Source organism: Aminivibrio pyruvatiphilus (assembly GCF_004366815.1).
GTDB lineage: Bacteria > Synergistota > Synergistia > Synergistales > Aminobacteriaceae > Aminivibrio > Aminivibrio pyruvatiphilus.
The window spans coordinates 1-26,090 of record NZ_SORI01000009.1; the positions used below are offsets into that span (position 1 = coordinate 1).

26 protein-coding genes and 1 riboswitch are annotated in these 26,090 nt (G+C 61.6%); of the genes, 12 read left to right on the top strand and 14 right to left on the bottom strand.

The features are described 5' to 3' along the window. Window positions 1-285, bottom strand: a 285-nt coding sequence (locus tag C8D99_RS07990; protein ID WP_133957616.1) for an MCP four helix bundle domain-containing protein, incomplete at its 3' end; no start/stop codon positions are given. 252 nt (window positions 286-537) lie between these two features. Here C8D99_RS07990 and C8D99_RS15420 point away from each other — a divergent pair. Beyond that, window positions 538-774 carry a hypothetical protein gene (locus tag C8D99_RS15420; protein ID WP_208321130.1) on the top strand — a complete coding sequence of 79 codons (237 nt, stop codon included), beginning with the start codon at window positions 538-540 and terminating at the stop codon, window positions 772-774. A 197-nt stretch (window positions 775-971) separates the two neighbouring features. Here the strand turns inward: C8D99_RS15420 and C8D99_RS07995 are convergent, their stop codons facing one another. The 8 genes from C8D99_RS07995 to C8D99_RS08030 all read right to left on the bottom strand — a co-directional run bounded on the left by C8D99_RS07995 (window position 972) and on the right by C8D99_RS08030 (window position 8,516). After that, window positions 972-1,631, bottom strand: a complete 660-nt coding sequence (locus C8D99_RS07995) for a potassium channel family protein (RefSeq protein WP_133957617.1) — start codon at window positions 1,629-1,631, stop codon at window positions 972-974. Window positions 1,632-1,724: 93 nt separating this feature from the next. Continuing rightward, window positions 1,725-1,916, bottom strand: a complete 192-nt coding sequence (locus C8D99_RS08000; RefSeq protein WP_208321131.1) for a hypothetical protein — start codon at window positions 1,914-1,916, stop codon at window positions 1,725-1,727. A gap of 132 nt (window positions 1,917-2,048) precedes the next feature. Next, on the bottom strand, window positions 2,049-2,747 hold the full coding sequence (locus C8D99_RS08005) for a response regulator transcription factor (RefSeq protein WP_133957619.1): 699 nt from the start codon (window positions 2,745-2,747) through the stop codon (window positions 2,049-2,051). After that, entirely contained in the window at window positions 2,744-4,345 is a 1,602-nt protein-coding gene (locus tag C8D99_RS08010; RefSeq protein WP_166670080.1) for a DUF4118 domain-containing protein, read from the bottom strand. Before C8D99_RS08010 ends, C8D99_RS08005 begins: the two co-directional genes overlap by 4 nt. A gap of 17 nt (window positions 4,346-4,362) precedes the next feature. Beyond that, a complete protein-coding gene (locus C8D99_RS08015; protein ID WP_133957621.1) occupies window positions 4,363-4,971 on the bottom strand; it encodes a cyclase family protein in 609 nt (202 codons plus the stop codon). Beyond that, window positions 4,968-6,092: a DUF4236 domain-containing protein gene (locus C8D99_RS08020; RefSeq protein WP_133957622.1), complete on the bottom strand. Its 1,125-nt coding sequence runs from the start codon at window positions 6,090-6,092 to the stop codon at window positions 4,968-4,970. The genes C8D99_RS08015 and C8D99_RS08020 overlap by 4 nt, the downstream gene beginning before the upstream one ends. A gap of 84 nt (window positions 6,093-6,176) precedes the next feature. Further along, window positions 6,177-7,118, bottom strand: coding sequence for a bifunctional helix-turn-helix transcriptional regulator/GNAT family N-acetyltransferase (locus C8D99_RS08025; protein WP_166670081.1), 942 nt, complete (start codon window positions 7,116-7,118; stop codon window positions 6,177-6,179). A gap of 114 nt (window positions 7,119-7,232) precedes the next feature. Then, entirely contained in the window at window positions 7,233-8,516 is a 1,284-nt protein-coding gene (locus C8D99_RS08030; RefSeq protein ID WP_243833869.1) for a B12-binding domain-containing radical SAM protein, read from the bottom strand. Window positions 8,517-8,677: 161 nt separating this feature from the next. Between C8D99_RS08030 and C8D99_RS08035 the strand changes: the two genes are divergently transcribed. The 4 genes from C8D99_RS08035 (at window position 8,678) to thiT (ending at window position 11,801) form a co-directional block, all read left to right on the top strand. Continuing rightward, a complete protein-coding gene (locus C8D99_RS08035) occupies window positions 8,678-9,550 on the top strand; it encodes a VIT1/CCC1 transporter family protein (protein WP_133957624.1) in 873 nt (290 codons plus the stop codon). A 50-nt stretch (window positions 9,551-9,600) separates the two neighbouring features. Then, window positions 9,601-10,107 carry an MSMEG_6728 family protein gene (locus tag C8D99_RS08040; RefSeq protein WP_133957625.1) on the top strand — a complete coding sequence of 169 codons (507 nt, stop codon included), beginning with the start codon at window positions 9,601-9,603 and terminating at the stop codon, window positions 10,105-10,107. A gap of 6 nt (window positions 10,108-10,113) precedes the next feature. Beyond that, on the top strand, window positions 10,114-11,109 hold the full coding sequence (locus C8D99_RS08045; RefSeq protein WP_133957626.1) for an agmatinase family protein: 996 nt from the start codon (window positions 10,114-10,116) through the stop codon (window positions 11,107-11,109). 30 nt (window positions 11,110-11,139) lie between these two features. After that, a riboswitch (TPP riboswitch) is annotated at window positions 11,140-11,247 on the top strand. 38 nt (window positions 11,248-11,285) lie between these two features. Beyond that, window positions 11,286-11,801 (top strand): energy-coupled thiamine transporter ThiT, encoded by a 516-nt coding sequence (gene thiT, locus C8D99_RS08050; RefSeq protein WP_133957627.1) that lies wholly within the window; start codon window positions 11,286-11,288, stop codon window positions 11,799-11,801. On the opposite strand, the gene C8D99_RS08055 is transcribed toward thiT, so the two are convergent. Continuing rightward, window positions 11,758-12,861: an A/G-specific adenine glycosylase gene (locus C8D99_RS08055; protein ID WP_166670082.1), complete on the bottom strand. Its 1,104-nt coding sequence runs from the start codon at window positions 12,859-12,861 to the stop codon at window positions 11,758-11,760. The two genes, thiT and C8D99_RS08055, sit on opposite strands and share 44 nt — an antisense overlap. Before the next feature lie 100 nt (window positions 12,862-12,961). On the opposite strand from C8D99_RS08055, the gene glgB reads away from it, so the two are divergent. Beyond that, a complete protein-coding gene (glgB, locus tag C8D99_RS08060; RefSeq protein WP_243833870.1) occupies window positions 12,962-14,881 on the top strand; it encodes a 1,4-alpha-glucan branching protein GlgB in 1,920 nt (639 codons plus the stop codon). A gap of 52 nt (window positions 14,882-14,933) precedes the next feature. Here glgB and C8D99_RS08065 read toward each other — a convergent pair whose 3' ends face one another. From C8D99_RS08065 to C8D99_RS08075, 3 genes are read right to left on the bottom strand one after another with little or no spacing between them, the layout of a single operon-like run. Continuing rightward, the gene (locus C8D99_RS08065) at window positions 14,934-16,178 is read right to left on the bottom strand and encodes a Zn-dependent hydrolase (RefSeq protein WP_208321132.1); all 1,245 of its coding nucleotides are present in this window, start codon (window positions 16,176-16,178) and stop codon (window positions 14,934-14,936) included. 2 nt (window positions 16,179-16,180) lie between these two features. After that, window positions 16,181-17,083, bottom strand: coding sequence for a DMT family transporter (locus tag C8D99_RS08070; RefSeq protein WP_133957629.1), 903 nt, complete (start codon window positions 17,081-17,083; stop codon window positions 16,181-16,183). A gap of 6 nt (window positions 17,084-17,089) precedes the next feature. Continuing rightward, window positions 17,090-18,115: an aldo/keto reductase gene (locus tag C8D99_RS08075; RefSeq protein WP_133957630.1), complete on the bottom strand. Its 1,026-nt coding sequence runs from the start codon at window positions 18,113-18,115 to the stop codon at window positions 17,090-17,092. A gap of 163 nt (window positions 18,116-18,278) precedes the next feature. Between C8D99_RS08075 and C8D99_RS08080 the strand changes: the two genes are divergently transcribed. The 6 genes from C8D99_RS08080 (at window position 18,279) to C8D99_RS08105 (ending at window position 24,981) form a co-directional block, all read left to right on the top strand. After that, the gene (locus C8D99_RS08080) at window positions 18,279-19,241 is read left to right on the top strand and encodes a sugar-binding transcriptional regulator (protein WP_133957631.1); all 963 of its coding nucleotides are present in this window, start codon (window positions 18,279-18,281) and stop codon (window positions 19,239-19,241) included. Continuing rightward, window positions 19,228-20,037, top strand: coding sequence for a BtpA family protein (locus tag C8D99_RS08085; RefSeq protein WP_133957632.1), 810 nt, complete (start codon window positions 19,228-19,230; stop codon window positions 20,035-20,037). The genes C8D99_RS08080 and C8D99_RS08085 overlap by 14 nt, the downstream gene beginning before the upstream one ends. After that, entirely contained in the window at window positions 20,034-21,515 is a 1,482-nt protein-coding gene (locus C8D99_RS08090) for a sugar ABC transporter ATP-binding protein (protein ID WP_133957633.1), read from the top strand. The genes C8D99_RS08085 and C8D99_RS08090 overlap by 4 nt, the downstream gene beginning before the upstream one ends. A gap of 1 nt (window position 21,516) precedes the next feature. Then, complete coding sequence (locus C8D99_RS08095; protein WP_133957634.1) at window positions 21,517-22,476, top strand: ABC transporter permease; 960 nt, start codon at window positions 21,517-21,519, stop codon at window positions 22,474-22,476. A 56-nt stretch (window positions 22,477-22,532) separates the two neighbouring features. Then, window positions 22,533-23,462 (top strand): sugar ABC transporter substrate-binding protein, encoded by a 930-nt coding sequence (locus C8D99_RS08100; RefSeq protein WP_133957635.1) that lies wholly within the window; start codon window positions 22,533-22,535, stop codon window positions 23,460-23,462. 85 nt (window positions 23,463-23,547) lie between these two features. After that, on the top strand, window positions 23,548-24,981 hold the full coding sequence (locus C8D99_RS08105) for a xylulokinase (protein ID WP_166670083.1): 1,434 nt from the start codon (window positions 23,548-23,550) through the stop codon (window positions 24,979-24,981). On the opposite strand, the gene C8D99_RS08110 is transcribed toward C8D99_RS08105, so the two are convergent. After that, window positions 24,978-26,069: an AbrB family transcriptional regulator gene (locus tag C8D99_RS08110; protein WP_133957637.1), complete on the bottom strand. Its 1,092-nt coding sequence runs from the start codon at window positions 26,067-26,069 to the stop codon at window positions 24,978-24,980. The two genes, C8D99_RS08105 and C8D99_RS08110, sit on opposite strands and share 4 nt — an antisense overlap. Between the last annotated feature and the right edge of the window lie 21 nt (window positions 26,070-26,090).

Consider the following 26,090-nt stretch of genomic DNA (forward strand, 5'->3'; position numbering starts at 1 on the left):
GCGGCTCTCGATCTCCGCGAGAAGATTGCGTTTCTCCGTTTCGTCGGTAGTCAGCATCATCTCGAAGAGATTGGCCCTGATATAGTTCATATTTGCCCTGGAGTCGTTCATCCACTGGACGGGCAATACACCGCTCCGGAACATGTCCGTCATGTCCCTTTCCGCGGTGACAAGGCGCTGATAGCCCACAAACGAGGCGCCTGCGGTAAAAAGGCACAGTATGGCAGTCAAGGCGACAAGGCGGACACGGATGGAAACATTTCTGAGAAACTGTAGCTTCAACATAAATGGTCACTCCCCACAAAAAATTAGGCAGCCCGGAGGGGCTGCCTGCATCAGATCCAGTGTCCCCACGCACCACTGGTATGAGCCTGAAAGGTAGTTGAAAAATGCATATCAAGAAAAAATGCTGTTGCCTGAAATCTGCAGGAGGAAAATCCGGAAATCTTCAGGATGCCTCGCAGGTGTTGAATGAAATCTTTTCGAGGATGGTGAAAATTTCTTCGAAAAAAGTTTTCAGTCATCATCCCATGTGCCATGAATGCTGTCAAAAGAAATAAGGGGGAAATAAGCGGGGAAAAGAAGCCTTTTGCTCGAAAAAACATTCAAATGTGTCCCGTTTTAAATAGTTCTCAGGAAGGATATGTTTTTGGTAAGTTTTGCTGTTTAGTTAGGGCAAGAAGCAATATGAAGCATGGTTATAAAGTCCCGGTTCAATCCGGGATAAAGGAATTCTTCATGGTCTGGAAGAGGATGAACTTGGGTGTGAACTAAGGTGATCAGCAGATAATGGTTTGGGGCGGGGAGGAATGAAAACTTCGTTGAAGGATCTTGAATCAGCCTGCGGGAAGGAAAAGCTCCGTGGCGGGTGGACCTCCGGCAGAGTTTCCCGGAGAGAACCAGCGGCAGAGGAGTGATACCCCTGCCGCCCCATGCCTGTCGAACTGACGGTCTGTCCGAACGAAAAATCTTTATTCCTCAACCCACTTCGTCAGGTCTTCCCTTTGACCGGCGACGAGGATCATGTCCCCGGCCTCGATGGTGGTCTCCGCCCTGGGGATGAACCGTTTCCCGCCGCGGTTTATGGTGAGGACCACCGCATTGTACCTGATCCGAAAATCGAGCTCTGCGAGGGTCTTGCCTACCATTTCGGGGATGGGGCGGATTTCGCCCACGTAGAAGAGCGATCCAGGCACCTGGGCGAAATGGGACATCCACGGATGGACAAGCAGCTGTGCCAGCCGTTCGCCCATGTCCCGCTCGGGAAAGATGACCCGATTGGCTCCCACCCTGGCAAGAACCCGGGCGTGAATGTCGTTTTCCGCCCGGGCGATGACATAGGGAACGCCAAGGTCTTTCAGGATGGTGGTGGCAAGAATGCTGGCCTCGACGCTTTCACCAATGGCGACCACTGCGATGTCGGCTTCTTTTGCGCCGCATTTGGCAAGAGCCTCGGCGTCGGTGGCGTCCGCCTGAACGCAGAAATCAACGAGTCCGGCGGTTTCCTCGACGCACTCACTGTCATTGTCTACCGCGATGACCTGGTTATGAAACTCGGAGAGAGTTTTGCACAGAGACTGACCGAACCGGCCCAAACCGACGACCAGCACCACTTTTTCTTCTTTTTTCACGTTCGTTCCTCCAATGGGGGTGAGTCAGGGAATTCCGGCGCACCCGTCCTGCGGATGATACCGGAATTCAGGCGCCGCTGCGGCCGTTCGGCTTCAGTGGGTCTTGACCCAGCGCTCGGCCTCGCTCGGATACGAGTCCCCGTCTCCGGCGAAGACCACCACATCGTCATCTTTATACAGAACGATGGAATGATCCGAAAAAAACAGGCGAAGGCAGCCGTTTTCGTCGAAGGAGAAAGAGCAGTGTTTTTCGGCGAGATCACCAAGACACAGCATCCTTTCCATCTCCTTCCTTTCCCGATTTCCCGCCGTCATTTCCGGCATGGCGGGTTTCACCTGGTACAGACTACCAGAGGGCGAATTAAGGCACCGTCAAGAAAGGAGCCGTCGGCGTAAATTTTTAATAAAGAAAGGGGATTACTGGGCGGAGAAGCGGAATCCTACCCCGGGTTCCGTATGGATGTACCGGGGAAGGGAGGGGTCCGGTTCGATCTTTTTCCTCAGGTTGCTCACGTGGACGCGAAGAAGGGCAGGGTCCCGTTCTTCCCTGTCGTCCCAGATTCTTTCACTCAGCATGCGGTAGGTTACCACGCAGTCGATATTCTGCGCGAGAAGGGAAAGAATCTCGAATTCCGTTCTGGTGAGGGCAATTTCCTGCCCCTGCCGCAGAAGCTGCCGTTTTGCCAGGCTGATGATCAGGTCGCCGGCAACGATCTCCGGAGGCTGGATAATCCTCGATTCCGCCCGCCGGAGAATGGCCCGTATTCTGGCGAGCAGTTCCCCTGCCTGGAAGGGTTTGGTGAGATAGTCATCCGCCCCCAGGTCAAGGGCCTGCACCTTGTCGCTTTCGTTGCCCCTGACCGAGAGGATCAGGATTGGCGAGTTCATCCAGGTGCGCAGTTCCCGGCAGACGTCCTTGCCGTCCATATCCGGAAGGGAAAGGTCGAGGACGACAAGTTCCGGGTTGGTCTCTATGGCCTTTTCGATACCTTCAGCGCCGCCTGAGGCAAGGGTCACGTCGTATTTCCTCAGGGAGAGAATGGACTGGAGGGCCCTCCTGATGGATTCCTCGTCGTCGATGACCAGTATTCTGACGCTTCTTTCCGGGGAGCTCATGGCAGGTCAGCCTCCGTTTCTTCCCTGACGTGGCCGGCAGGCAGGGAGATGATGAAAACCGTTCCTGAAGGCGCATTATCCTCCACCCGTATTGTCCCTTCGTGTACCCGGGCGATTTCCAGGGCGATGGGCAGGCCGAGCCCCGTTCCGCCGGGAAGCAGCCCCGAGTGGATTCCCCGGAAGAACTTGGTAAAGATCATGCGTTTTTCGCCATCAGGTATCCCCGGGCCATTGTCGCCGATGCGGATGTCAAGGCCGGAGGCGGTGCGTTCCGCTCCGACGGTGACGGGGCTGTCTGGGGGACTGTAGGAGAGGGCGTTTTCCAGTATGTGCATCAGCAGTCTGCCCCATTGCTGAAAGTCCACCAGGATGAGAGGGAGATTCTCAGGCAGTTCCGCCTTTACCCGCTCGCGGGCGTGCCGCTCCAGCCGGAAGAGAACCCAGCCGAGGACTTCTCCGGGCTCCACCCACTGAAGGTCGGGCTTCCACGCTTCGGCGGCGAGCCTCGAAAGGTCCAGCAGCGATCCGATGGAGTGGGAGAGTCTGTCCAGATCCTTTTTGACCGATCCGAGTTCCTTTTTTACGTGGCCTGAATTCCACGTCCTGTCCCCCTCGAGAATATCGGAGATCGTTGCCGTCAGTGATGAAAGGGGAGTCTTCAGCTCGTGGGAAACCGAGGAAAAGATGGCCGACTTGAGTTTGTCCCCTTCCATGAGGGTTTCCGCCCGGCGGGCCGATTCGTCCAGCCGGTTTCTCTCCAGGAAGGTTCCGGCCATGTGGGCCGCCGCTGACAGAAGCTGGATTTCGTTCCAGCTGTAGCCCTTTTTGCTCCTCCGTTCGCCGATGTGCAGAATCCCTTCAAGCCCGCTGGAGGAGAGGACGGGAAGAAAAACATCGTTCCGTGAGACGGAGGGGAAGAGAGCGGTGTGAGGGAGGAATCCGGTCTCCTCTCCCGGCGTCGGGCCCCGGGAGGGGGCGATGACAGGTGAGGCGATTCCTGCGGACCGTTCCGCCGTTTCCCGGAGGAAATCCTCTTCAAGGGGATCGATGTCGAGGTCGTTTTTCAGGCCGAAGAGCAAAGACCTGCTCCCGCCTTTGTCCGCCAAGTGAAAACGGATGAACCTGGGGGAGAAGACGGCCTCGATCTCGTTGCAAAGAGCTTCCGCCATATCCAGGGGTTTCTGAAGGGCCAGGAGGCGCCCGGTGAGCCTGTTGAGGAGGGCCATTTCCCGCTCCTGGGCGACGGCAAGGGCTTCCCTTTCCCTCAGCCTGCCGGATGTGAGTCCGATGAGGAGTCCCACCACGAGGAAGACGCCGAGGGAGATCCAGTCCTTGGGGTCGTCCACTCTGAAGGTGTTGTATGGGGGGAGAAAAAACACGTCCCAGGCGAGGAAGGCCGACAGGGCAGCCGCGAAGGAGGGACGAGATCCTGCCACCGAGGCGACCACGGAAATCACCAGAAGGTAGAGAAGGGCCCAGTGTCCCTTTCCCAGGAGTTCCCGCCCCGGAAGAAAAAGCAGGGTCGCTGCTCCGACGATGCCGGGGGCAAAGATAAAGGGGTGGTTTTCAGCCCAGTGCCTTACACTTGTGAAAAACATTCTTCTTCCCGTCGCTTTCATGAGGTTTCCGGCGTATCCGCATCCGGGCTGAACAGCACGGCCCGGCAGGGCGCGCCTTCCGCTCCCCTGATCTTGATTGGGGCCGCCGAAAGGAAATATTCCCCGTCGGGAACTTCATCCAGCCACAGGGATTCGATGAGGGCCACGCCTCCCGAGAGGAGGGGGATATGAATGCCTGCCTCGTCCTCGGGAGGGGCGACGGAAGAGGCGTCCGTCCCGAGGGTCAGGATTCCCCGGCGGAGCAGAAAGGCTGCCCCCGACGGGGCGAGGAAGGATGTGCCGCCGGATTTCAGCAGCAGCCGCCTGGTCCCTTCGGGGATGCGGTCCCTGAGGTCGTCTTCGGTGACGAGGCTGTGTCCGGGCACGGAAAGAAGAAGGCATGGCCCGATAAAATGATCGAGGGGCATGGAGGCGATGTCCTGCCCGTCCCGGCAGAAGTGAAGGAAGGCGTCGCAGTGGGTGCCGGCATGAAGACTGCAGGAAAGGGAGCAGAGGTTGAAGTCCGCTCCCTTCCGCATGTCGAAGACTTTTTCCAGCTCCGGTTCCCGGTCTCCGGGGTAGACCGGCGACGAAAGGAGTTCCCGGGTGATGTCGTAGTATTTCATGAAAAGGGCTCGATCGTTTTAAAAATGCCCGTTTTCGTCATGTTCCGGCGGATTTCAAAGCCGCCGATGGCTTCCACGGGATCAATATCCGCCAGGGCGAAGAAGTTGATGTCGTTCCACTGGTCCCTGTGCACCCGCAGGCTGAAAAGATACTGGTCCTCTTCCCTTCCCGTGGAGGACTGTACTTTCTGGGTATACCCCGAGAGAACGATTTCTGTGACCATGGGAACCGCCCTGAAGACTTCTCCCAGAAGCAGGAAGGCCACGCCGTGGACGTGTCGGGCATAGTCCTTCCGGACCTGGGTTTCGCTTTTCGGCGACTCCGTGAGGCCTGAGCGTTTCGAGAACCCGTAGACCACAGGGGGCATGTCCTCGATCTCGGGAAGGTCCACGTCGAGAAAGGCTATGGTGCCGTCCACCTGGTAGGAGACGTGGGTTTCCCGGGGCCACTCGATGGAGGATATCACCGCTTCGAGGGCGGCTTCGGGCTTCTCTCCGGCGAGCTTCAGCGCTTCTTCGAAGCGGACGGCCCGTTTGTCTTCCTCCCGCTCAAAGGCTTTTTTCCGTTCCTCCCATTCGGCGAGGAGCAGACCGTGGTTTTTCTTCCTCGCGTAGTAGATGTAGCCTTCCCAGAGAGCCCAGGGGATGAAGGAGAGGCCCCATGTGAAGTAGGTGAGGGCGAGTGCCGCCGCCAGCACCGCTCCCCGCAGCCAGAGAGGGAAAGGGGACGGAGGCAGTTCCGGTGCCGGTTCGCCGTATTCCGAAGGGGTGTAGGCAAGGGGCGCCGTGGGCGGAAGGGTCCGGAGATGGATGTCGATGATCTCCTGGACGGCGCTGTTCAGCTCGTCCGCGGCGTTCCTGCCCTCCGGAGCCCCGCCCGCGCCGGAAGAAGGAGCTCCCGCGGCGGAGCCGGACTTCTTTGCCCCGCCGGGCCAGGGAATGGGAAGCTTCTTGCGGTAGAAGATGCCCGATCCGGGAATGCCCACATTCGCGTGGACGCCCCCCCTGCCGATTCCCAGGGTGGCTCCCCTCGGGCCCACCGTGGCGCTGACGCCGCTCTTGCTCAGGTTGATCCTGACTCCGGGGGCGATGGTGATGGTTTTTCGAAAGCGGATGCCCATGGTGCCCTTCTCATCCTCCTTTCGTTGAAGGAAAGGGGTTTCCGTTCCTGATAAGCGGGGTGAAAGAGCCGCCCCTTTGCAAGCCTAGGCTTCCTCTTCCTCCGGGTCGAAGAGCAGGTAGTCCCAGCGTTCTTCTGTGATTTCTCTCCCCCAGATTTCATGCTTCACTTCCTCCGTGGGGGAGAAGCCGTACAGTTCGTAGAGGTGACGGGCTTCCCTGAGTTCCGAAAAGGTCCAGAGGTAGATGCGTCGGTAGAGGTTCAGCCTGCAGAACTCCATGACTTCGTCCATGAGGCGTCTGCCGAGTCCCATGCCCCGGAATTCCGGATGGACCAGGAGCCACCGGAGCTTGGCCGTCCCGTCGTCCTCGTGGTCGATGGCGATGGATCCGACCACGGTGCCGTTGTGATCGGCAACCCAGGCTCCGCCCTTTCCGGCCTCCCTGTTTTTGAGGAAGCGGGCCATACCCTCGAAGAGATAGTACTCGAAGGTACTGTCGAGGCCGTACTCCTTCATGTAGAAGTCCATGTGCTGGGAGGCCATTATCCCCAGATCTCCGGGCTTCGCCGGCCTGATGATCACTTCCCTGGGCTCGCTGGTCAGAATGTTCCGGATGTTCTCCATGGACCGGAGGAGGGTGTCCACATCCACTTTCGGCAATGGGGCCAGAAGGTCTGAAGTCTTTTGTTCCGCCGCTTTTTCGAGGGCTTTGAGGACGTGTTCGCCACGGGGGGTGAGTCGGAGGATGTAGGCCCTGCCGTCCAGGGGGGACCGTTCTTTTTCGAGGAGTTCGTCATGCTCGAACCGCCGGATTATCCTGCTGAGGTAGCCCGGGTCCAGTCCAAGCTGGACGTTGATCTCGCTTGCGGTGGGGGAGTTGTTGTGCTTGATCTCATAGAGAACCCGTGCCTCGGCGAGGGAGAAGGGACTGTTGAGCACCGACTGGTTGACTGCTCCTATGATCCCGGTATAAAATCTGTTGAAACTCCGTATTTGTTTCGTAAACTGTTCGGGAATGTCCTTCACTTGTTTTACCCTCCTTTCAGATACTCTCATCTCTTATAGTATTCCAGTTTATTGCTGATGTCAAGCAAAATATACAATTCGTTCTGTTAATTGATGCTTTTCCTGCGGGGTTTCCTAGCGTGCCGTTCCCGCCTTCGCCATGTCCTTGAGGGCCTGGAGCTCCCGGGGGGACATGGCGCCGGCAAGATAGGCGGAATAGGCCGTCTTGTTTGAGAGCAGGGGTTCGTCCCTGAGTGCGGGGAGCGTCGCGGCAGCCTCTTCAAAGGACGGGGTTCCCGGAACGGGGGAAAACTCCGCAATTCTCGGATTGCCGCCGTGTTCCAGGACGAAGCGGATGGAACGCTCCACCGATTCAACCGACTGGCCCGGCACTCCGGCGAGGATGTAGGTCTCCATCTGCCGGTCCGAAAAGCCGGCTTTCCTGAGGGAAGCCAGGGCGGACAGGTATTCTTCGTCTGATGTCTTGTCCGATCCTCTGTGCTGCATGCCCGGGTCAGAGCTTTCAAAACTGAGCCGCAGGGTCTGGAATCCGCTTTTCTTGAGCACCGAAGCGCATTCGCCGTCGATCTCCCGGACGTGGAGGCCGTTGGGGGTGTGGAGTCCGAGGCCGGGGTACCGTTCGTTCAACGTTTCGAGAAGGGGGTACAGATGCCGTTCCTTTCCTGTCAGGAGGGCGTCGTCGTAGAAGGCAAGATCTCTGACTTCACCGCTCGAGAGCTGCCGTGCCGCGTCTTCCAGCACGAGAGCGGGATCCCTTCTCCTGCAGGACGGCTCGAGGAGGCGGGAGGCGCAGTATTCGCACCGGAAGGGGCAGCCGAAGGTCGTGGCCAGGACGCCGTACCGCAGTCCCAGGTACAGGTCGGTGGCCGGCAGGGAAAAATCGAGGTCCAGAGGTTCCGTCTGGATCATGTCGGCTCCCGAGAGTTTTGCGTGGTCCGGGCAGAGCCGGGCATACACCCCGCCGAGGATCACCGGGATGCCGGGGAACACCTCCCGGAGGGTCTGGATGCAGCTGAAGACTCCGCCGTACCAGTAGGTCATCATGGAGGTCACGAGAATGTAGTCGGGGGCAGGGCAGCTTTCAAGGAGGACGCGGAAATCTTCTTCGCCGAGACCGAAACGGTGATATCTCCTCGGTATTCCGGCGAGGCAGGCCGGCTTGGGTATCTCCGTCTTCCTGACGGCGTTTCTTCCGAAGGAGAGATCTCCCGTCCGTCCCTCAAAGATGCAGTCCGCCAGGAAGACCGTGTTTCCCTGGCGGCGGAGGAGGTCCAGCAGGAAGAGGAGCCCCAGGGGCTTGGCCCACAGGTCGAAAAAGGTGAAATCATGGACTGGGGGGTTGACCCCCAGGACCACGGCTCCCGTCATTTTGCGAAAGAAGGACGACAGATCGGACACGGCGGCATCTCCTTCCCGAAATCCCCTCCCGAGGCGGAAGGGGAGAGATCATGCCGTGGAGTATAATAGCAAAAACGTGCCGGTACGGAGCGGCGACGGGCAGGAATAGATCCCGTCCATTTTTTTACCGGAGCGGAAATCTGTCCACCGGGAGAATTCTGATGAAGTCTGTAACCGAAGAAACACGGTCGATCCTTCTTGAGTTTCAGCGGACGGAGATCACGGAGCATGCCATTTACTCGGCACTGGCGGGGCGGCTGAAGGGCCCCAACAGGGACCTGTTCCGGAGAATCGCCGAAGATGAAAAGCGGCACGCTTCCGTCTGGGAGCGGTACACCGGTGTTTCCCTTTCTCCGGACAGGTGGAAGGTGGTCCTTTTCGTCCTGCTTGCCATGGTGATGGGCATCACCTTCGCCATCAAGCTCATGGAAAAGGGTGAGGAACGGGCGGAGAAGAACTACGGCGCGGTGAAGGAGGCCATTCCCGAAGCCGCCGAAATTCTCAGGGAGGAGACGGAGCACGAGGCAGCCCTTGCCGACCTCATCGACGAAGAGCGCCTCCGGTACATGAGCTCCATGATCCTCGGGCTGAACGACGCCCTGGTGGAGCTGACGGGAGCTCTGGCGGGCTTCACCTTCGCCCTGGGCAGCGGCAAGGTGGTGGCCATGGCGGGAAGCATCACCGGCATCGCTGCTGCCCTTTCCATGTCGGCGTCCGAGTACCTCTCCCAGAAGTCCGAGGAGGGAGACCGGAAGCCCCTCAAGGCGGCGGTGTACACGGGCATTGCCTACCTGGGCACCGTGGTGGTGCTGGTCTTCCCCTATATGGTTTTTGACAGTCCCTTTGCGGCCCTGGCGCTGACCCTGCTGAACGGCGTTGGCATCATTCTGTTCTTCACCTTTTTCATGTCGGTGGTCCGGGATGCGCCCTTCCGGAAGAGCTTTCTCGAGATGCTTTCCATCAGCCTCGGCGTGGCGGGCATCTCCTTCCTCATCGGATACCTCGCCAGGCTTTTTCTCGGCGTGGAGCTCTGACGATATCGGTCCGGTCAGGGACAGACCTTGAGTGAACCGAAGGAGACATCATGCAGACCTTTCTTCCCTACCCCGATTTTTTCCGGTCCGCAGAGGTGCTGGATGTCCGGAGGCTCGGAAAGCAGAGGGTGGAGGCCTTCCAGCTTCTGAACGCTCTGTCGCCGGAGTACGCTCTCCGGGGGTGGCGGAATCACCCGGCCCGGATCATGTGGAGCGCCCATCCGTCGGCCCTTGCCTTCTACGGGGTGGTGGTGTGCCGACGATGGACCGGGCTGGGCTACCGGGACACCTGCAGGGACAAGATCCTGGGCGCACTGAATATCATGGGCGGCGACGGCGACGAGGAACGGCTCGAAGGGCGGTACCGGGACGCCCTCGCCGGGAAGGGACGGGAGTTTCTGCCTCCCTGGTTCGGCGACGAAACCTTCCACCGGTCCCACCGCTCGAACCTCCTGCGAAAGGATCCCGAGTGGTACGGCCGGTTCGGTTGGAGCGAAGGACCAGATCTTCCCTACGCCTGGCCTGTCCCGGCGGCTGAAGAAATGAAAAGGAGCTGACAGAAAGTGAAACCCTTTACCGACCCGGCCTATGCCGGCATTGCCACGTTCCTGAGAGCCCCCGCAAGTGCCCCGGACGACCTTCGGGAGGGGGATATCGCCATTGCGGGCATTCCCTTCGACACCACCTGCGGCTCCCGGCAGGGGGCCCGTTTCGGGCCGAGGGGCATCCGCGAGGGAAGCCTGCATTTCGTCTACCAGATGGACGCCCTGAACAAGGGGGACAAGACCATGATCAACGCCGTCACGGGAGAGACGGTCCGGTTTCCCTTCCGGGACGCGGTCCGTGACCTTGGGGACTTCACCGTGTATCCCGCCGACGTGGAGCGCACCTCCGCTTCCGTGAGGGACGGGGTGGAGGAGATAGTCCTGAAGGGTGCCTTTCCCGTGCTGCTCGGCGGCGACCATTACGTCACCTTTCCGGCCGTGGAGGGGTTCGAGCGGGCGTGGAAGAAGAAAAAAGCCGCTCCGAAACTGGGCTATATTCACATCGACTCCCACCTCGACCTGTCCGATGACACGGAGGCCTGGGGCAGGCTCTACCACGGCTCCACGGCGAGACGGGTGAGCGAGCTTGAATGCTTCTCGCCCTCAAACATGGTCTGGATCGGTGCGAGCGGAGGGTTCGTCAGCAGGGACAGGTGGGATTTCCTGCAGAATTCGGGGACCGTCCAGTTCTCCATGGCCGATATCGAATCCCTGGGCGTCGGCGAAGTGGTCCGCCGGGCGGCGGCCATCGCTTCCGCCGGCTGCGATTCAGTGTACGTCACCATCGATATCGACGTGGTGGACCATGCTTTTGCCCCGGGGACGGGGTCCTATGTCTACGGAGGCATTACGTCCTTCCAGTTCCTTCAGCTTATGGACGCTCTCCGCACGGTGCCCGCCGGGGCCGTGGACCTGGTGGAAGTCGCCCCACCCCTGGACCCGACGGGAACCACGTCCCGCCTTGCGGCCACGGGTCTCATCCGGTTTCTTCTTCCCCGGCTCTCGGGGCGGTGACCGGAAAGGAAGAGTGGAGTATAATAGGCTCATTCGCATCGGGGGAGTCCGAAAAGGACTGAGAGGGGGCATCGCCGCCCCGACCCCTGGAACCTGATCCGGGTCATGCCGGCGAAGGGAAGGTGCCCGCTTCAAGGACATTCCTCCGATGCATATCTGCAAAGGAGGATTTTTTTATGGCCGGTGATAAAAACAGGATTCTTGTGGAAGGCGCCCTCGCTGTGGCCCTTTCGGTTGTCTTTTCTGCGCTGAGACTCTGGACCATGCCCCAGGGAGGCTCCATCACCCTGGAGATGGTGCCTCTCTTCCTCTTCGCCCTGCGGAGGGGAGGAAAGGCCGGATGTTTCGCCGGCGCTGTCTCAGGTCTCATGCAGCTCATGACGGGGGGCTACGTGGTGCATCCCCTTCAGGCTGTGCTGGACTATCCGGCGGCCTTCGGCGTTCTCGGCCTGGCCGGGTTTTTCGCAGGCAGGCCCCTGGCCGGAATGGCCCTTTCGGGGCTGCTGCGGTTCGGATGCCATGTTCTCTCCGGCGTGATCTTCTTCGGCAGCTTCGCCCCCGAGGGGACCAACGTCTGGCTCTATTCCTCGGTCTACAACGGCTCGTTCCTTCTTCCCACCCTGATTGTGTCCGCCGTGCTGGTGCACCTCATTCTGCCCCGGCTTTCGGTGTTCGGGACAGGCAGGCGATAAGCCCCGCCCGGAAGAGCATCTTCCGTACCCTGGCGCTCCCGGCGGGGAGGGGAAGGGAGGCGAGTTCGTCACCTCCGGCCCATCTCCCGCCGGGAGCGTTCTCTTCCAGGCCGTCCGGAACCGGAACGATCACCACCCGGAGGGTGATGCGCCACCGGGTGAAGGAGCACCGGATCAGGCCGAAATCAGCCCCTTCGGTCCGAGAAAGCGCATGGGGCAGGAGAGGCTCCGCCGGGGGAGCTTCCCAGGGGAACTCTTCGAAGCCGGCCCAGAGTCCCCGGGAAGGGCGCTTCCGGAGATAGACTTTTCCATCCCTGAGAAGGACGAGCATGCGCCCCTCCGCCGTCTCCCCCTTTTCCCGCCTGGAAAAGACGGGCCGGAGCAGGGCGGTTCCCCGTTCGCGGGCGCGGCAGACGCCTGATAGGGGGCATTCACCGCACTTGGGCGACCGGGGGACGCAGAGGGTAGCCCCCAGCTCCATCACCGCCTGGTTGAAGTCCCCGGGGCGGTCCCGGGGAAGCATGAGGGAAAAGGCCTCCCGGACGGCTCCCTCGCCGGCGGAACGGTCCACGGGGCAGCCGAGGTCAAGAAGGCGGGAGAAGACCCGTTTCCCGTTGGCGTCTACCGCCGGAACGGGAAGGCCGAAGGCGATGCTCGCCACCGCTCCGGCTGTGTAGGGGCCTACTCCCGGAAGAGCCAGGAGTTCCTCGTAGGACTCCGGAAGCTTTCTGCCCAGGGTATCGGCGATCACCTTCGCCGCTGCCCGGAGGTTCCGTGCCCTGCCGTAATAGCCCAGTCCCTCCCATGCCTTGAGGACGTCCTCCTCGGGGGCGCGGGCAAGGGCTTCCGCCGTGGGGAAGAGGCCGGTCCACCGGAGGTAGTAGTCCGCTGCCCGGGATGTCTGGGTCTGCTGCAGCATCACCTCGGAAATCCAGATTTTGTACGGGTCAGTGGTCTCCCTCCAGGGAAAGGGACGCCGGACCCTGTCATACCAGTCCAGAAGGGCTGATGCCGCCTGCTCCGCTCCCTGCCGGGAGGTGAAGAGTTCCTTTTTCGTCATGAAATAACTCCTTCCGTGTTTCAGTGAAAAACGGTTCTCTCTGCCGTCATAGGGTACAATAACTTTCAGATCGATGCACCACCTGGGGGAGGAGAGAACCATGGCCGGAGCAGAAAAAACGGAGTATGATTTTTCCCTTTTCGGGGAGATGGACTCGTATCTCTTCCGGGAGGGGAACCATTGCCGCCTGTACGAAAAGCTCGGTGCCCACGTCGCGGAACACGGCGGGAAGCGGGGAACATATTTCGCCGTCTGGGCCCCGAACGCCGAGGAAGTGAGCGTGACAGGCACCTTCAACGGGTGGAACAGGACCGCCAACTATCTCTCTCCCCGGAAGGACAGCTCCGGCGTCTGGGAGGGCTTCATCCCGGGCGTGGAAAAAGGGGCGCTCTACAAGTACTCCCTCCGCACACGCCGGGGGAGAGTCATCGAGAAAGGGGATCCCTTCGCCAGTTTCTGGGAAGTGTCCCCCAAGACGGCCTCCATCGTCTGGCCCCATGAATACGAATGGGGCGACGGGGAGTGGATGGCCTCCAGAAGTGAGAAAAACGCCCTCGGCGCCCCCATGTCGGTGTACGAGGTCCATATCGGCTCATGGAGGAGGAATCCCGTGGAGGGGTTCCGGTCCCTCTCCTACCGGGAGCTCGGCCATGAGCTGGGGGACTACGCCCTGTCCATGGGGTTCACCCACGTGGAGCTGCTCCCGGTGATGGAGCACCCCTTCTATGGCTCGTGGGGATACCAGACCCTGGGGTACTTCGCCCCCTCGAGCCGGTACGGCACCCCGGAGGATTTCATGTACATGGTGGACGTGCTGCACCAGAAGGGCATCGGGGTGATCCTCGACTGGGTGCCCTCCCACTTCCCGGCCGACGCCTACGGACTGGCGAAGTTTGACGGCACGTGCCTTTTCGAGCACGAGGATCCCCGCAAAGGCTACCACCCCGACTGGGGAAGCTGGATTTTCAACTACGGCCGGAACGAGGTGCGGGGGTTTCTTCTGAGCAGCGCCTTCTTCTGGCTCGACCGGTTCCACGCCGACGGCCTGAGGGTGGATGCCGTGGCCTCCATGCTCTACCTGGACTATTCCCGGAAGGCGGGGGAGTGGATTCCCAACCGGTTCGGCGGCAGGGAGAATCTCGAGGCCATCAGCTTCCTGAAGAAGCTGAACGAGGCCGTATACAGCGATTTCCCCGACGTGCAGACCATCGCCGAGGAGTCCACCGCCTGGCCCATGGTCACCCGCCCCGTGTTCGTGGGGGGGCTGGGATTCGGCATGAAATGGAACATGGGGTGGATGCACGACACTCTCGCCTTCATGTCGAAAGACCCGGTGTACCGGAAATACAGCCACGACAAGATCACCTTCAGCATAATGTACGCCTTCACGGAGAACTTCCTTCTCCCCTTTTCCCATGACGAGGTGGTCCACGGAAAGGGTTCCATGCTGGGCAAGATGCCGGGGGACGCCTGGCAGAAGTTTGCCTGTCTCCGCCTGCTCTACGGCTATATGTTCGCCCACCCCGGGAAGAAGCTCCTGTTCATGGGGTGCGAATTCGGCCAGGGGAAGGAGTGGAACCATGACGACAGCCTCCAGTGGGACCAGCTTTCCATCCCGGAGCACAGGGGGATTTCCCTTCTCGTTGCGGAGCTGAACAGGGTATACCGGCAGGAGACTGCCCTCCACGAGCTGGATTTCACTCCTGACGGCTTCGAGTGGTGTGATTTCTCCGACTGGGAAAAGAGCGTGGTCTCCTTCGTCCGGAAGAATTCCTCCGGCGGCATGGTCCTGGCAGTGTTCAACTTCACCCCGGTACCCAGGCTCCATTACCGCATCCCCGTCCCCTGCGGGGGCTACTGGCGGGAGATAGTGAACAGCGACGCCGGGGAATACGGCGGTTCGGGGTTCGGCAACTATGGGGGCCTTCATTCGGAGGAGCTTCGGTGGAAACAGAGCGAACACTCCCTCTGCCTCACCCTTCCTCCCCTGGGGATGCTGCTGCTGAAACTGGAACGGTAAAGAAGGGGCGGACCCGGACAGGTCCGCCCCTTTCCCATTGTGACGGTGTGTTTCAGACCGCGGTCTTCGCCAGGGAGAGCACCGCGCCGAGGACCACGTCCACGCCCTTCTTGATCTGGCCGTAGTCGGTCCACTCCTCAGGGCAGTGGCTCCGCCCTCCCTTGCTGGGAACGAAGACCAGGCCCACGTCCGCGGCCGATGCCATGATCATGGCGTCGTGCCCCGCACCGCTCTGCATGACCTTCGACGTGTAGCTCCGCTTCGCCGCCTCGGCTTCGAAAAGGCCGAGGATCTCCGCCGACATCTCCACGGGCCGGACGGTCAGCTTGTCTGTGACGGATATGGTGACGCCGTGCTTCTTCTCCAGTTCCTTCAGGAAGGCGGCGAAGGACCCGGTCACCTGTTCGAGCTTCTCCATGTACACCGAGCGGACGTCGATGGTGAAGAACACCCTTCCCGGAACGATGTTCGCCCCGCCGGGGAAGACTTCCATCCTGCCCACGGTCCCCACCGTTCCACCGGCGGCTTCCTTCGCTGCCCGGTCGAGGAAGAGGACCGCCTCTGCGGCCGCGGTCAGGGCGTTGCACCGCATGTCCATGGGGGTTGTCCCGGCGTGGTCCGGCCTGCCGAGGATCTCCACTTCCCTCTGGCTGATTCCCACGATGGTCTTGACCAGGCCCAGATCCGTCCCGCCGCTCTCGAGGATGGGGCCCTGTTCGATGTGCATCTCGATGAAGGCCTTCAGGCTGCCCTTTGGCCGGACTGCCTCGCCGATTTTGTCGGGATCGAAGCCGAAGGCTTTCATGGCCTCTGCGGCGGACACGCCGTCCCGGTCTTTGAAGGTGTCCAGGGCCTCCCTGGTGACTTTGCCGGTCATGGCCCTGCTGCCGTAGAGCCCTCCGCCGAACCGGGCTCCTTCTTCTTCCACTAGGGCGGCGAACTCCAGGGGGTGCTCCGCGGCGATGCCGTTCTCTTGGAGAACCCTGGCGATTTCCAGGCCCATGACCACCCCCGCCGGGCCGTCGAAGGCCCCGCCGTTCTTCACCGAGTCGAAATGGGATCCGATCATGACAGCCGGCGCCCCGGGAACGGTTCCCTCCCGCCGTCCGAACAGGTTTCCTGCCGCGTCCTCGAAGACCGTAAGCCCTGCCCCTTTCATTTCCGAGGCGATGTAGTCCCTGGTCATCCGGTCCTCCTTCGAGAAGGAGAACCTCGTCATGCCCTTCCCGGGCGTTGCCGTGAACCCGGCCATGGTTTCGATGTCCTTTCTGATCCTCTCTGTTTTTGCCTCCAGCATGTCTATCCTTCCTTTCTTCTCTTGTGCGGTTCGTTCTTTTCCTCTTGTGACGCGATGAAAATCCCCGCCAGGATGAGGGCCCCTCCCGCCGCCTTGCCCAGGGTCACGGGCTCGGAGAGGAAGAGGGCCGCGAGGATGGTGCTGCCGATGGGCTCCCCCAGAAGGCAGAGCGCCACGGTTCCCCCCGAGAGCCAGCGGAGGGCCCAGTTGTAGCTTGAATGGCCCAGGATCTGGGGCACCAGGGCCATGAGAAAGAAGGCAGCCCAGGTTGTCCCGGAATACCCCGAGGGCGGGAGGCCCATGGCGGCCACGATGGCCCACAAGACAAGGGCCGAAGTGCCGTAGTTCAGGGTCACGTAGCCCGTCAGGGACATCCTCGGTCGGACTCTTCTGCCGAAGAGGATGTACAGGGCGGCGAAGAAGCTTCCCAGCAGGGCGAGAAAATCCCCCCAGAGAGCTGTCCCGCCCAGGGCGAAATCCCCCCACCCTATGATGACCCCTCCGGGAAGGGCGAGCAGCAGGCCCTTCTTCAGCCGGGAGGAAAAAGGATCCCCCGTCAGCATGGGAGAGAGCAGCCCCGTCCACAGGGGGATGGCGTTCACGATAACCACGCTGCTCGCCACGGTGGTGTAGAAGAGGGAGGAGATCCACGCGGCGAAGTGCAGGGCGAGGAAGCCCCCCGAGAGAACCACCGTCAGGAGGTCCTTTCTTGAGAGGCCCCGGGCCTCCCGAAGAGTACCCGCGCCGGTGAAGGGCAGGAGGAAGAGGGAGGCGAGCCCCGTTCTGTAGGCGGCGATCACCAGGGCCGGGGCGTCCGCCATGCGGGCGAAGATGGCCCCGGTGGAGATGGCGAACACCCCCACGGAAAGGACGAGCCAGGGCGATACCGGGGGCTTCTCCGCCATGACAGTCTAGGCCTTCGCCTTCCTGTGGCCGAGGTACAGATCGTAGTGCTTTTTCAGCATGGACGGAATGGGGAGGGTGTAGGGGCACTTTTTCACGCAGGCCCCGCACTCCGTGCATTTGGGCAGGGTGTCCATGCCCGCGGAGGCGAATTCGGACGCAACCTCCGGGGACATGCGGCTCGCCAAGAGGGGATAGATCATTCCCTGGGTGATGGAGACTCCCTGGGGACAGGGCTGGCAGTACTCGCACCGTCGGCAGAACTGGCCTCCCAGCTCGCTCCTTACCGCCTCCATGGCGGCAAGGTCATTGCCTGTGACTTCGTTCGGTTTCTCGTAGAACGCGACGATCTGCTCCACCGACTCTACCGAGTCGTACCCGGGAATGGGAAAGAGATTTTCGTGGGAGCGGAGGTACTTGAAGGCCAGGGCAGCGTCGGTGATGGCCCCGCCCGCGAAGGGTTTCATGGCGAGGATGGCCACGCCCTTTTCCCGCGCGAGGGGGTGGAGTTCCTTCGCCGCGTCGGTCTCGATGAAGTTGAAGGGGAACTGGATGGAGACGAACAGGCCCGACTCCACGTACTTCTTCGCCATGGAGAGGCTGTGGGAGGTGATGCCGATAAAGCGGATCTTCCCCGCCTTTTGTGCCTCCAGGACCGCCTCCATGGCGCCTCCGGGAGCCATGATCTTCTCCCAGTCCTTTTCAAGGGCCACCTGGTGGAACTGGAAGAGGTCGATATAGTCGGTATTCAGCCGCCTCAGGCTCAGGTCGATGTGCTCCGCGGCGGAGGCGGCGTCCCGCTTCATGGTCTTTGTGGCGAGGAAGATTGTGTCTCTCACCGGGGCAAGGGCCCTGCCGATTTTCTCCTCGCTGTCGTGGTAGGCGTTCGCCGTGTCGAAGAGGGTGATGCCCAGGTCGCAGGCCCGGCGGAGGGTCCGCTCGGCCTCGGCGAAGGACAGCCGGATGATGGGTATGGCCCCGAATCCGAGTTCGGAGACGGAGACTCCTGTGGTGCCGAAGGGAAAATATTGCATGGTCGTCAGCTCCTTCTCGCCGGACGGTTTCCGGCATTTCACCACAGGATAGCAGACAAGTCCCCGGACCGGAAGAGAGGGGCTTGCATTCCCGCCGCCCTTTGCCTATACTGTGCCTGATGAGAAAATTATTTCAGGAATATATTTCAAACGGAGGATCCCCATGTATTCGGACGCCCTGCTGGTAAAAACCTCGGAGCTCTACTACTACTCCCGGATGTCCCAGGCCGAGATCGGCCGCGTGCTGGGCGTCTCCGTCCCCACGGTCTCCCGCATCCTCCAGGAAGCCATGGAACGGGGCATCATCGAGGTCCGCATCCGGGACACCCTTACCCGGACGGCAGACGCCGAGGAGGCGCTGAAAAAAAAGTTCGGCCTGCTGGACGCCGTGGTGGTGGAGATTCCCCAGGACACCGACGGCAATTTTCTCCGCAAGCTTCTCGGAAAGAAGGCCAGCGAGCTGCTGCCCCGATTCTGCGACCGGGGAGGGACCATAGGCATCGGCTGCGGGGTGACCATCCGGGAGATGATCGAATCCCTGGACCGGTCGCGCCGTTTCCCCGACCTGAGGATCGTCCCCCTCCTGGGGGGATGGGGCAAAGAGGAGCCCGAGCGGGAAACGAACCGCCTCGCCAGCGACATGGGCAACATCCTGGGGTGCGCTTTCTCCTACCTGCTGGCCCCCGCCATCGTCAGCTCCGCGGAAGTGCGTGACCTGCTGCTGCAGGAGCCCCAGATCCAGCTGACCACCCGCCTGTGGGATTCTGTGAAGACGGCCTTTTTCTCCATCGGGCCGGAGCTGGACAGAATGTTCTTTCCCTACATCCCGGCGGAATACCTCGACATGGAAAAGGCCCGCAAAGCAGGGGGCGTGGGCGATGTGCTCGGCAGGATCATCGACGGAAAGGGAAGGGAAGTGCCCATCCCCTACAACGGCAGGCTGGTGAGCATCCCCTTCGAAACCCTGAAGAACATTCCCCGCCGCGTGGGCATCGGCGGCGGGCCCCAGAAGTACAGGGGAATCTACGCCGCCCTGGCGGGAAAACTGGTGAACGTGCTCATCACGGATTTCGAGACGAGCGAATATCTCTTGCATCTGGAGGCGATGGAACATGACGGTATTTGAAGAACTGTTCAAGGTAAAGAAACCCCTTCTCGGGATGGTGCACTTTCCTCCCCTTCCCGGGTCCCCTCTCTACGACGCCGGGGCGGGCATGCAAAAAATCCGCGACACGGCTCTGAGGGACGCGGAAGCCCTGGTGAAGGCGGGCTTCGACGGCATCGTCTTCAGCAACGAGGGAGACCGGCCCTACCTTTCGAAGGTTGACCACGCCACCGTGGCGGCCATGAGCAGAGTCATCTCCGAGACCTCGGCGACCTTCGACGTGCCCTTCGGCCTTTCGGTCCTCGCCGACCCCGAGGCAGCCGTGGCCATCGGCGCGGCGGTGGAGGCCGACTTCGTGCGGATCTTCCTCTCCTGGGTCTTCGTGGGCGACTGGGGCATCGTGGACCCCGACGCGGGGAAGATCCAGAGACTTAAGTCCTCCCTGTCGGGAAAGATGAAGGTCTTTGCCAACATCTCGGGCCACACGGAACCCCTGGGGGGCCGGAAACTCGAAGACATCGCCCGGGGGGCCGTGAAGTTCGGCCTTGCCGATGCGGTCTGCCTGGCGGGCACCACCGCCGGGAGCGAGATCGCCGAGGACGATCTCCGTGCCGCCCGCCGGGGAGCGGGGGATGCCCCTGTGATCGCCGGCACCGGCGTGAGCGTGGAGAACGCGGAGCGGATGCTCTCCCTTGCCGACGGCGTGATCATGGGAACGAGCATCAAGTTCGGCAGGGACACCTTCAAACCCGTGGATCCGGAGAAGGCCGCCGAGTTCATCCGCCGGGCGAAGGACATCAGGGACAGGCTGAAATGACCGTCCTCGAGACCCGGAACCTCACCAAGGAATTTCCCGGGGTACGGGCACTTTCTGACTTCTCCTTTACCCTGGAGAAGGGAGAGATTCATGGGCTCGTGGGCGAAAACGGGGCGGGGAAATCCACCCTGGTGAAGATCCTCGCGGGGGTTCACACCCCCTCCTCGGGGTCCTTCCTCCTGAACGGCAGGGAGATGCATTTCCGGTCTCCCAGGGACGCGGCGGACCGCATCGGCGTGGTGCACCAGGAGAGAGAGCTTGTTCCCCATTTTTCAGGGTGGGAGAACCTGTTCCTCGGCCTGGAATTCTCCTCGGCCGGTTTCCTCCTGAAGAGGAAAATGCGGGAAGATGCCCTCCGGTTCGCTGAAAAATACGGCATGGACGTGGATCTCGACGCCCCCGCGTCCGAGATGGGCAGCGGGAGGCAGGAAATGCTCTCCATCCTGAAGGTGCTTTTCCGGAATCCGGAAGTGGTGATCTTCGACGAGCCCACCGCCCCGCTGAGCGTGAAGGAGTGCGAAAGCCTCTTCGCCCTCGTCCGGGACCTGAAGGCCCGGGGGCTGGCCATCCTCTACATATCGCACCACCTTTCCGAGGTGCTCGACCTGGCCGACCGGGTCACGGTCCTCAGGAACGGGAAAAAGGTGGATACATTGGACGCTTCCTCCGTGGACGAGCAGGGGCTCATCCGCCTGATGATCGACCGGGACCTCGCCGGGCAGTATCCCAAGCGCCCAGTCGCACTGGGGGAAGAGGTCTTTGCCATGGAAGGATGCTCTTCGGCGGCGGGCAGGTTCAAGGACGTGTCCTTTTCCGTCCGCCGGGGGGAGATCGTCGGCTTCGCCGGGCTTGTGGGCTCGGGCAGGACGGAACTTGCCCGGGCGGTCTTCTGCGGGCTCCCCTTCGAGGAAGGGACCATGCGCCTCGCCGGGAAACCCTTCACCTCAGGAAGTCCGGGGGAGAGCATCGCGAAAGGCATGGCCATGATACCGGAGAACCGCAGGGAAGAAGGGGTGGTTTCCGATCTGTCCGTGGGGGAGAACCTGGTGCTGCCCCTGCTGGGCAATTTCACCTCCCTCGGCTTCCTGCGGAAGAAGGATGCCGCCCGCCATGCAGTTTCAGTGTCTGAACGGCTGTCCATCAAGTCGGCGGGCCTGTCCCAGGACGTGCGGACCCTGAGCGGAGGCAACCAGCAGAAGGTCTCGGTGGGGAAGTGGTTCGGCACGCCGTCACTGCTGTGGATTTTCGACGAGCCTACCCAGGGGATCGATGTGGACGCCAAGCGGGAGGTCTACTCCATCATGGAGGACCTCGCCGAGGGCGGCGCGGGCGTGTGGTTCATAAGTTCCGACCTTCGGGAACTGCTCGCCATGGCCGACAGGATCATTGTCATGAAAAACAACCGCATCGCCGGGGAGTTCCGCCCTCCCTGCGACAGCGAAGAAATACTCGCTACCATGATGGGGGAGGAAGGCTGACATGTCCCAGGATAAACTGAATTTCCAGCAGTCGCTGACGAGGTTCGGCACCATACTCGCCCTGATCGTCATCTCGGCGGGTTTTGCCGTCGCCGTCCCCGGCTTTGCGGGCGGGGAGAACATCATGAACATCCTCCGGCAGATCGCCCTGCTTGCCGTCATTTCTGAAGGGTTCACCATGTGCCTCATCGTGGGCGAACTGGACCTGGCCTTTCCCCATATCGCCAGCCTGTCCGGGGCACTCGTGGCGGGGCTTATCTTCGGGGGGATGCACCCCCTGGCGGCGGTGCTCATCTCCCTGGCCGTGGGGATCGCCTTCGGCCTGGCGGCGGGACTGCTGGTGACCAAGATCGGCATCCCGTCCCTCATCACCACCCTCGCCACGGGCATCATCGCAGGCGGCATGGTCTACATGTACACCAAGGGTGTCTCCTTCTACGGCCAGATGCCCCCGTCCTTCCTCGCCCTCGGCAGGGGGAGCGTGGGGCCGGTGCCGTCCCTCATCTTCATCATGTTCGCCGTGGTCGCGGCGGCCCAGGTGATGATTTCCTCCACCCGCACGGGCAAGTACATGCAGGCCACGGGGGCCAACCCTGCAGCCTCCCGCCTCGCGGGCATCAACATCGACCGGTGCAAAATATTCGCCCTTAGCCTCTCCGGCCTGGCTGCGGCCTTCACGGGCATCCTGCTCACGTCCCGCCTCGGCTCGGCCAACCCCGAAGGTGCGTCGGGGTTCATGATGGACGCCTTCGCGGCGGCCCTCCTCGGCATGACGGTGCTCAGCGTCGGCCGGGCAAATCCCTTCGGTACCTTCGTCGGTGCCCTTATGATCGGGGTCATCAACAACGGCATGACCCTCGCCGGGGCGCCCTACTACACCCAGGACATCGTGAAGGGGCTCATTATCCTGCTGTCCGTCACCATAACGTCCCTTCAGGCGAAAAAGATGGCGCGGCACTGACCGTGCCCGGGAAGCACTTTTTCTGGAACGAAACACACATCAGGGAGGGAAGAACGATGAAAAGAACGGCGGTACTGTTGGCGGCAATAGCGGTTGTCCTCGCGGCGGCGGGGTACGGAGCGGCGAAGGAGATCTCGGTGGGCTTCATCGCCACGAACTTCTCGGCGGAAGCCCAGGCGCGGGTGGCCAATTCCTTCGAGAAGCTGGCGAAGGACAAGGGCTGGGACGTGAAGATGCTCAACTCGGCCGGATCCATCGAGACCCAGTCCAACCAGCTCGAGAACCTGTACCAGATGAAGGTCGACGCCGTGGTCATGGCCATGGCCCATCCCCAGGAGATCCGCCCCGCCCTGGACAAGCTCGTGGAGGCGAAGATCCCCGTGATTACCATCGACTCCGGGTACGTGGACGGCGTTGTGGCGGACATCACGGCCGATAACTTCGCCATGGGTGCGAAGGCGTCCACCTTCCTGATGGACACCATCGGTGGCCAGGGCAACATCATCGTCATCAAGTTCGAGAAGCACTACGGCACCCGCCGGAGGGGCAAGGTCCTCGACGTGGTGCTCACCGAGTATCCCGGCGTGAAGATTCTGGCCGAGTACAGCGTGGTGGCCACCAAGCGCTTCATGGACGACACAAGGGCCGCCATGGAGACCTACGCGACCCGTTTCGGCGACCAGATCGACGGTGTGTGGTGCGCCTTCGACCAGCTTGCTTATGTGGCCGGCGACGTGCTCCAGGAGCGGGGCAACAAGAAGGCAGTGATCGTGGGCGTTGACGGCAACCAGGAGACCTTCCGCCGGATCGGCGCCGGACAGATGGCAGCCACGGTGGCCCAGCCCTTCGAAGCCATGGCGGGGAAGGCCATAGAGCTGGTGAACGCCCTCGCCGTGGAAGGAAAGACCGTTGAGGAAGCCACGGGCGGCCGGAAGATCTTCTACATGGACGCTCCTCTCATTGACAGAACCAGCCTGCCGGAATAACATCCGACCAGGTAAAAACAAGCGGAACGCCGCGGGCCGCCGGAAGCTTTTTTCCGCGCGGCCCTTTTCAAAGGAGATGAAGTGTATGCCCCTGTTTCTGGGTGTGGACATGGGAACATCCTCCCTCAAAGCCTGCGTCATCGACGGTGAAGGCCATGGGGCCGCCGGGGCCAAGGTTCCGTCGGAGACCCTTTCTCCGGGGCCGGGCATGTACGAGGTGGACGGAGAAACATGCTGGTGGCGGGGGTTCCTTTCTCTCTGCGGGGAGATTTCCCATTCCGTTCCGCTGTCGGACATCGCCGGGATCTGCGTCAGCTCCGTGTGCGGATCCTTCATCCCGGTGGACGGGCAGGGGCGGCAGACCCACAATGCCATCCTTTACGGTATCGACCGGCGGGCGGCCAAACAGGCGGAGGAACTGAATGAAAAATACGGTCCCCAGCTCGCTGCAAGGCTCGGAGGCCCTTTCACCACCCATTCCGTCTTCCCCAAGATCCTCTGGCTGAAGGAGCGCTGCCCGGATGTATTCCACAGGACAGCCTTCTTCCTGGAGCCCAACAACTTCGTCACCTTCCGCCTTACCGGAGAACGGGCCTGGGATTTTCCTTCCGCCGCCGGGACGACCCTGGTGGATCGTCCGGCTCTGGAGTGGCCCGGGGAGCTCTTTGCCGCGGAAGGGGTCGATCCTGCCCGGTTTCCCCCTCTCCGCTGGCCTCTCTCCGTCCTCGGGCGGGTGACGGCCGGCGCTGCCCGTGAAACGGGACTCCCCGAGGGCATTCCCGTCGCCGTCGGAGCCTGCGACATCAACGCCGAGGCGGCCGCGGCCAGGGCCTTTTTCCCGGGGGACTGCGTGGTGGTCTTCGGCTCCACGGTAAGCCTGCTCCTGACCACGGAGAGACCTGCCGAGGTTCCGGGCTTCGTCTCAGGCATGTCCCTCCTCGAAGGGACCTTCCGCGTCGGCGCGGCCACGGCGTCGGGCTCCCGGTTCCTCCAGTGGATGAACCGGACGTTTCGTTCGGGGGATCCGGAGCGGGAGCAGTCTCCCACGGGCATTCTCATCCTTCCCTGGCTCGACGGGGCACGGACGCCCTTCCACAACCCGGAGGCAAGGATGACCTTCAACGGCATGGACGGGTCAGCCACCCCCGGAAGAATGATCCGGGCAGGAAGGGAAGCCCTGGGCTACGAGCTTTCCTTCCTGCTTTCCAGGATAGGGGAGGTCCGAGCCGTTCCGGACGTGCTCGACGTTTCCGGGGGGCTCTGCAACGACAGGACCCTCATGGGGATCATCAGCTCCATTACGGGGAAAAAGCTCAGGCTTCACCGGGATGTTGACGCGTCCTACGGAGATGCCCTCATTGCGGCCTCCGCGTCGGGCTTCCTTCCGCCGGATGAGCTGAAAGCCATGGGCGGAGGAGGGACCATGGTCTTTCCCGACCGGGCCCTCCACGAGAAATTCCTGCCCTGGAGCCGCTGCTTCAGGAATCTGGCCGAAAACGGGGGAATGACCCGGCCCTAGCCGAACAGAAAGGTCATGAGAAGGGGAAATACCATCAGAATCGTTACGAGGCGGACCGTCTGGAGAATGCTCACCTTCAGGGGGTCCGCCCCCATTTCTTCGGAGATGATGGACATCTGGGAGAGTCCTCCCAGGGAAGTGGAGAGCAGGCAGGTGGGGTAGTTCCACCCCGTCATCCTGTGGAGCAGAAAGCCGAGGGAAAGGCTTGCCGCCAGCATGGCGAAGGTGATGAGGATGACCGGACCGGCCATGGTGGTGAACTGCCTCAGGGTGTCCAGGGTGATGTTGGCGGCGATGATGATACCGATGCCGATTTGAGCGGAGGTTCTCAGGCCTCCGGGCAGGGGAGGCTGTTCTTTCCCCGCCAGGTTCATGGCGGATACGGCAAACATGGCCCCGGTCAGAATGCCCACGGGAAGATGGAGCCGGTACCCCGTGAATCCTCCGGCGAGGGCCGCGGCCGCAAGGACGGCAAATCCACGGGCCGAAGGCCTGTTTTCCCCCCGCGGGGGAGGAAGGTCATCGTCGGCGCCCATATCACGGATTTCCCGGGGCAGGGGGCAGGGGCATGAAACGGCGCCCTGTGTTCTGCCTTCGCACCAGGCGGTCCACCTCCTGCAAAAGACGGGCGTGGCCAGAATGGCGGCGAGAAGCCGGAACACCTGCAGAAGGGTAACGCTTGCCACGTCCGCGCCGAGGGACATGGAAAGCAGGGCCATCTCTGAAATCCCTCCTGCGGTGGAACCCAGGAGGGCCGTGACGGGGGAGAGGTCACTCATGAGATAGAGCAGTCCGCCTCCCGCAAGGGAGATGACCAGCATACCCGCCGAAATCGTGAGGGCGGGGACCGGGAGGTCCCGCAGAAAGCGGACGGAGGTGCGGGTCACCTTCTGCCCCACGTAGGTGCCGATGACGATGTTGCTGAACCACACCACGTACCGGAGAGGAAACTCGGGATAGAAGCCTGCCAGGTTCAGGGCCGCGGCGAAAGAAAGAGAGCCCAGCACCCCCGGAACGGGCAGCCTGAGGCGCCGGAAAACGAAATAGCCGGTGATTCCTGCGGCGAAAACGAGGAGAAGACCTGTCATGGAAGAAAACCTCCGGATAAA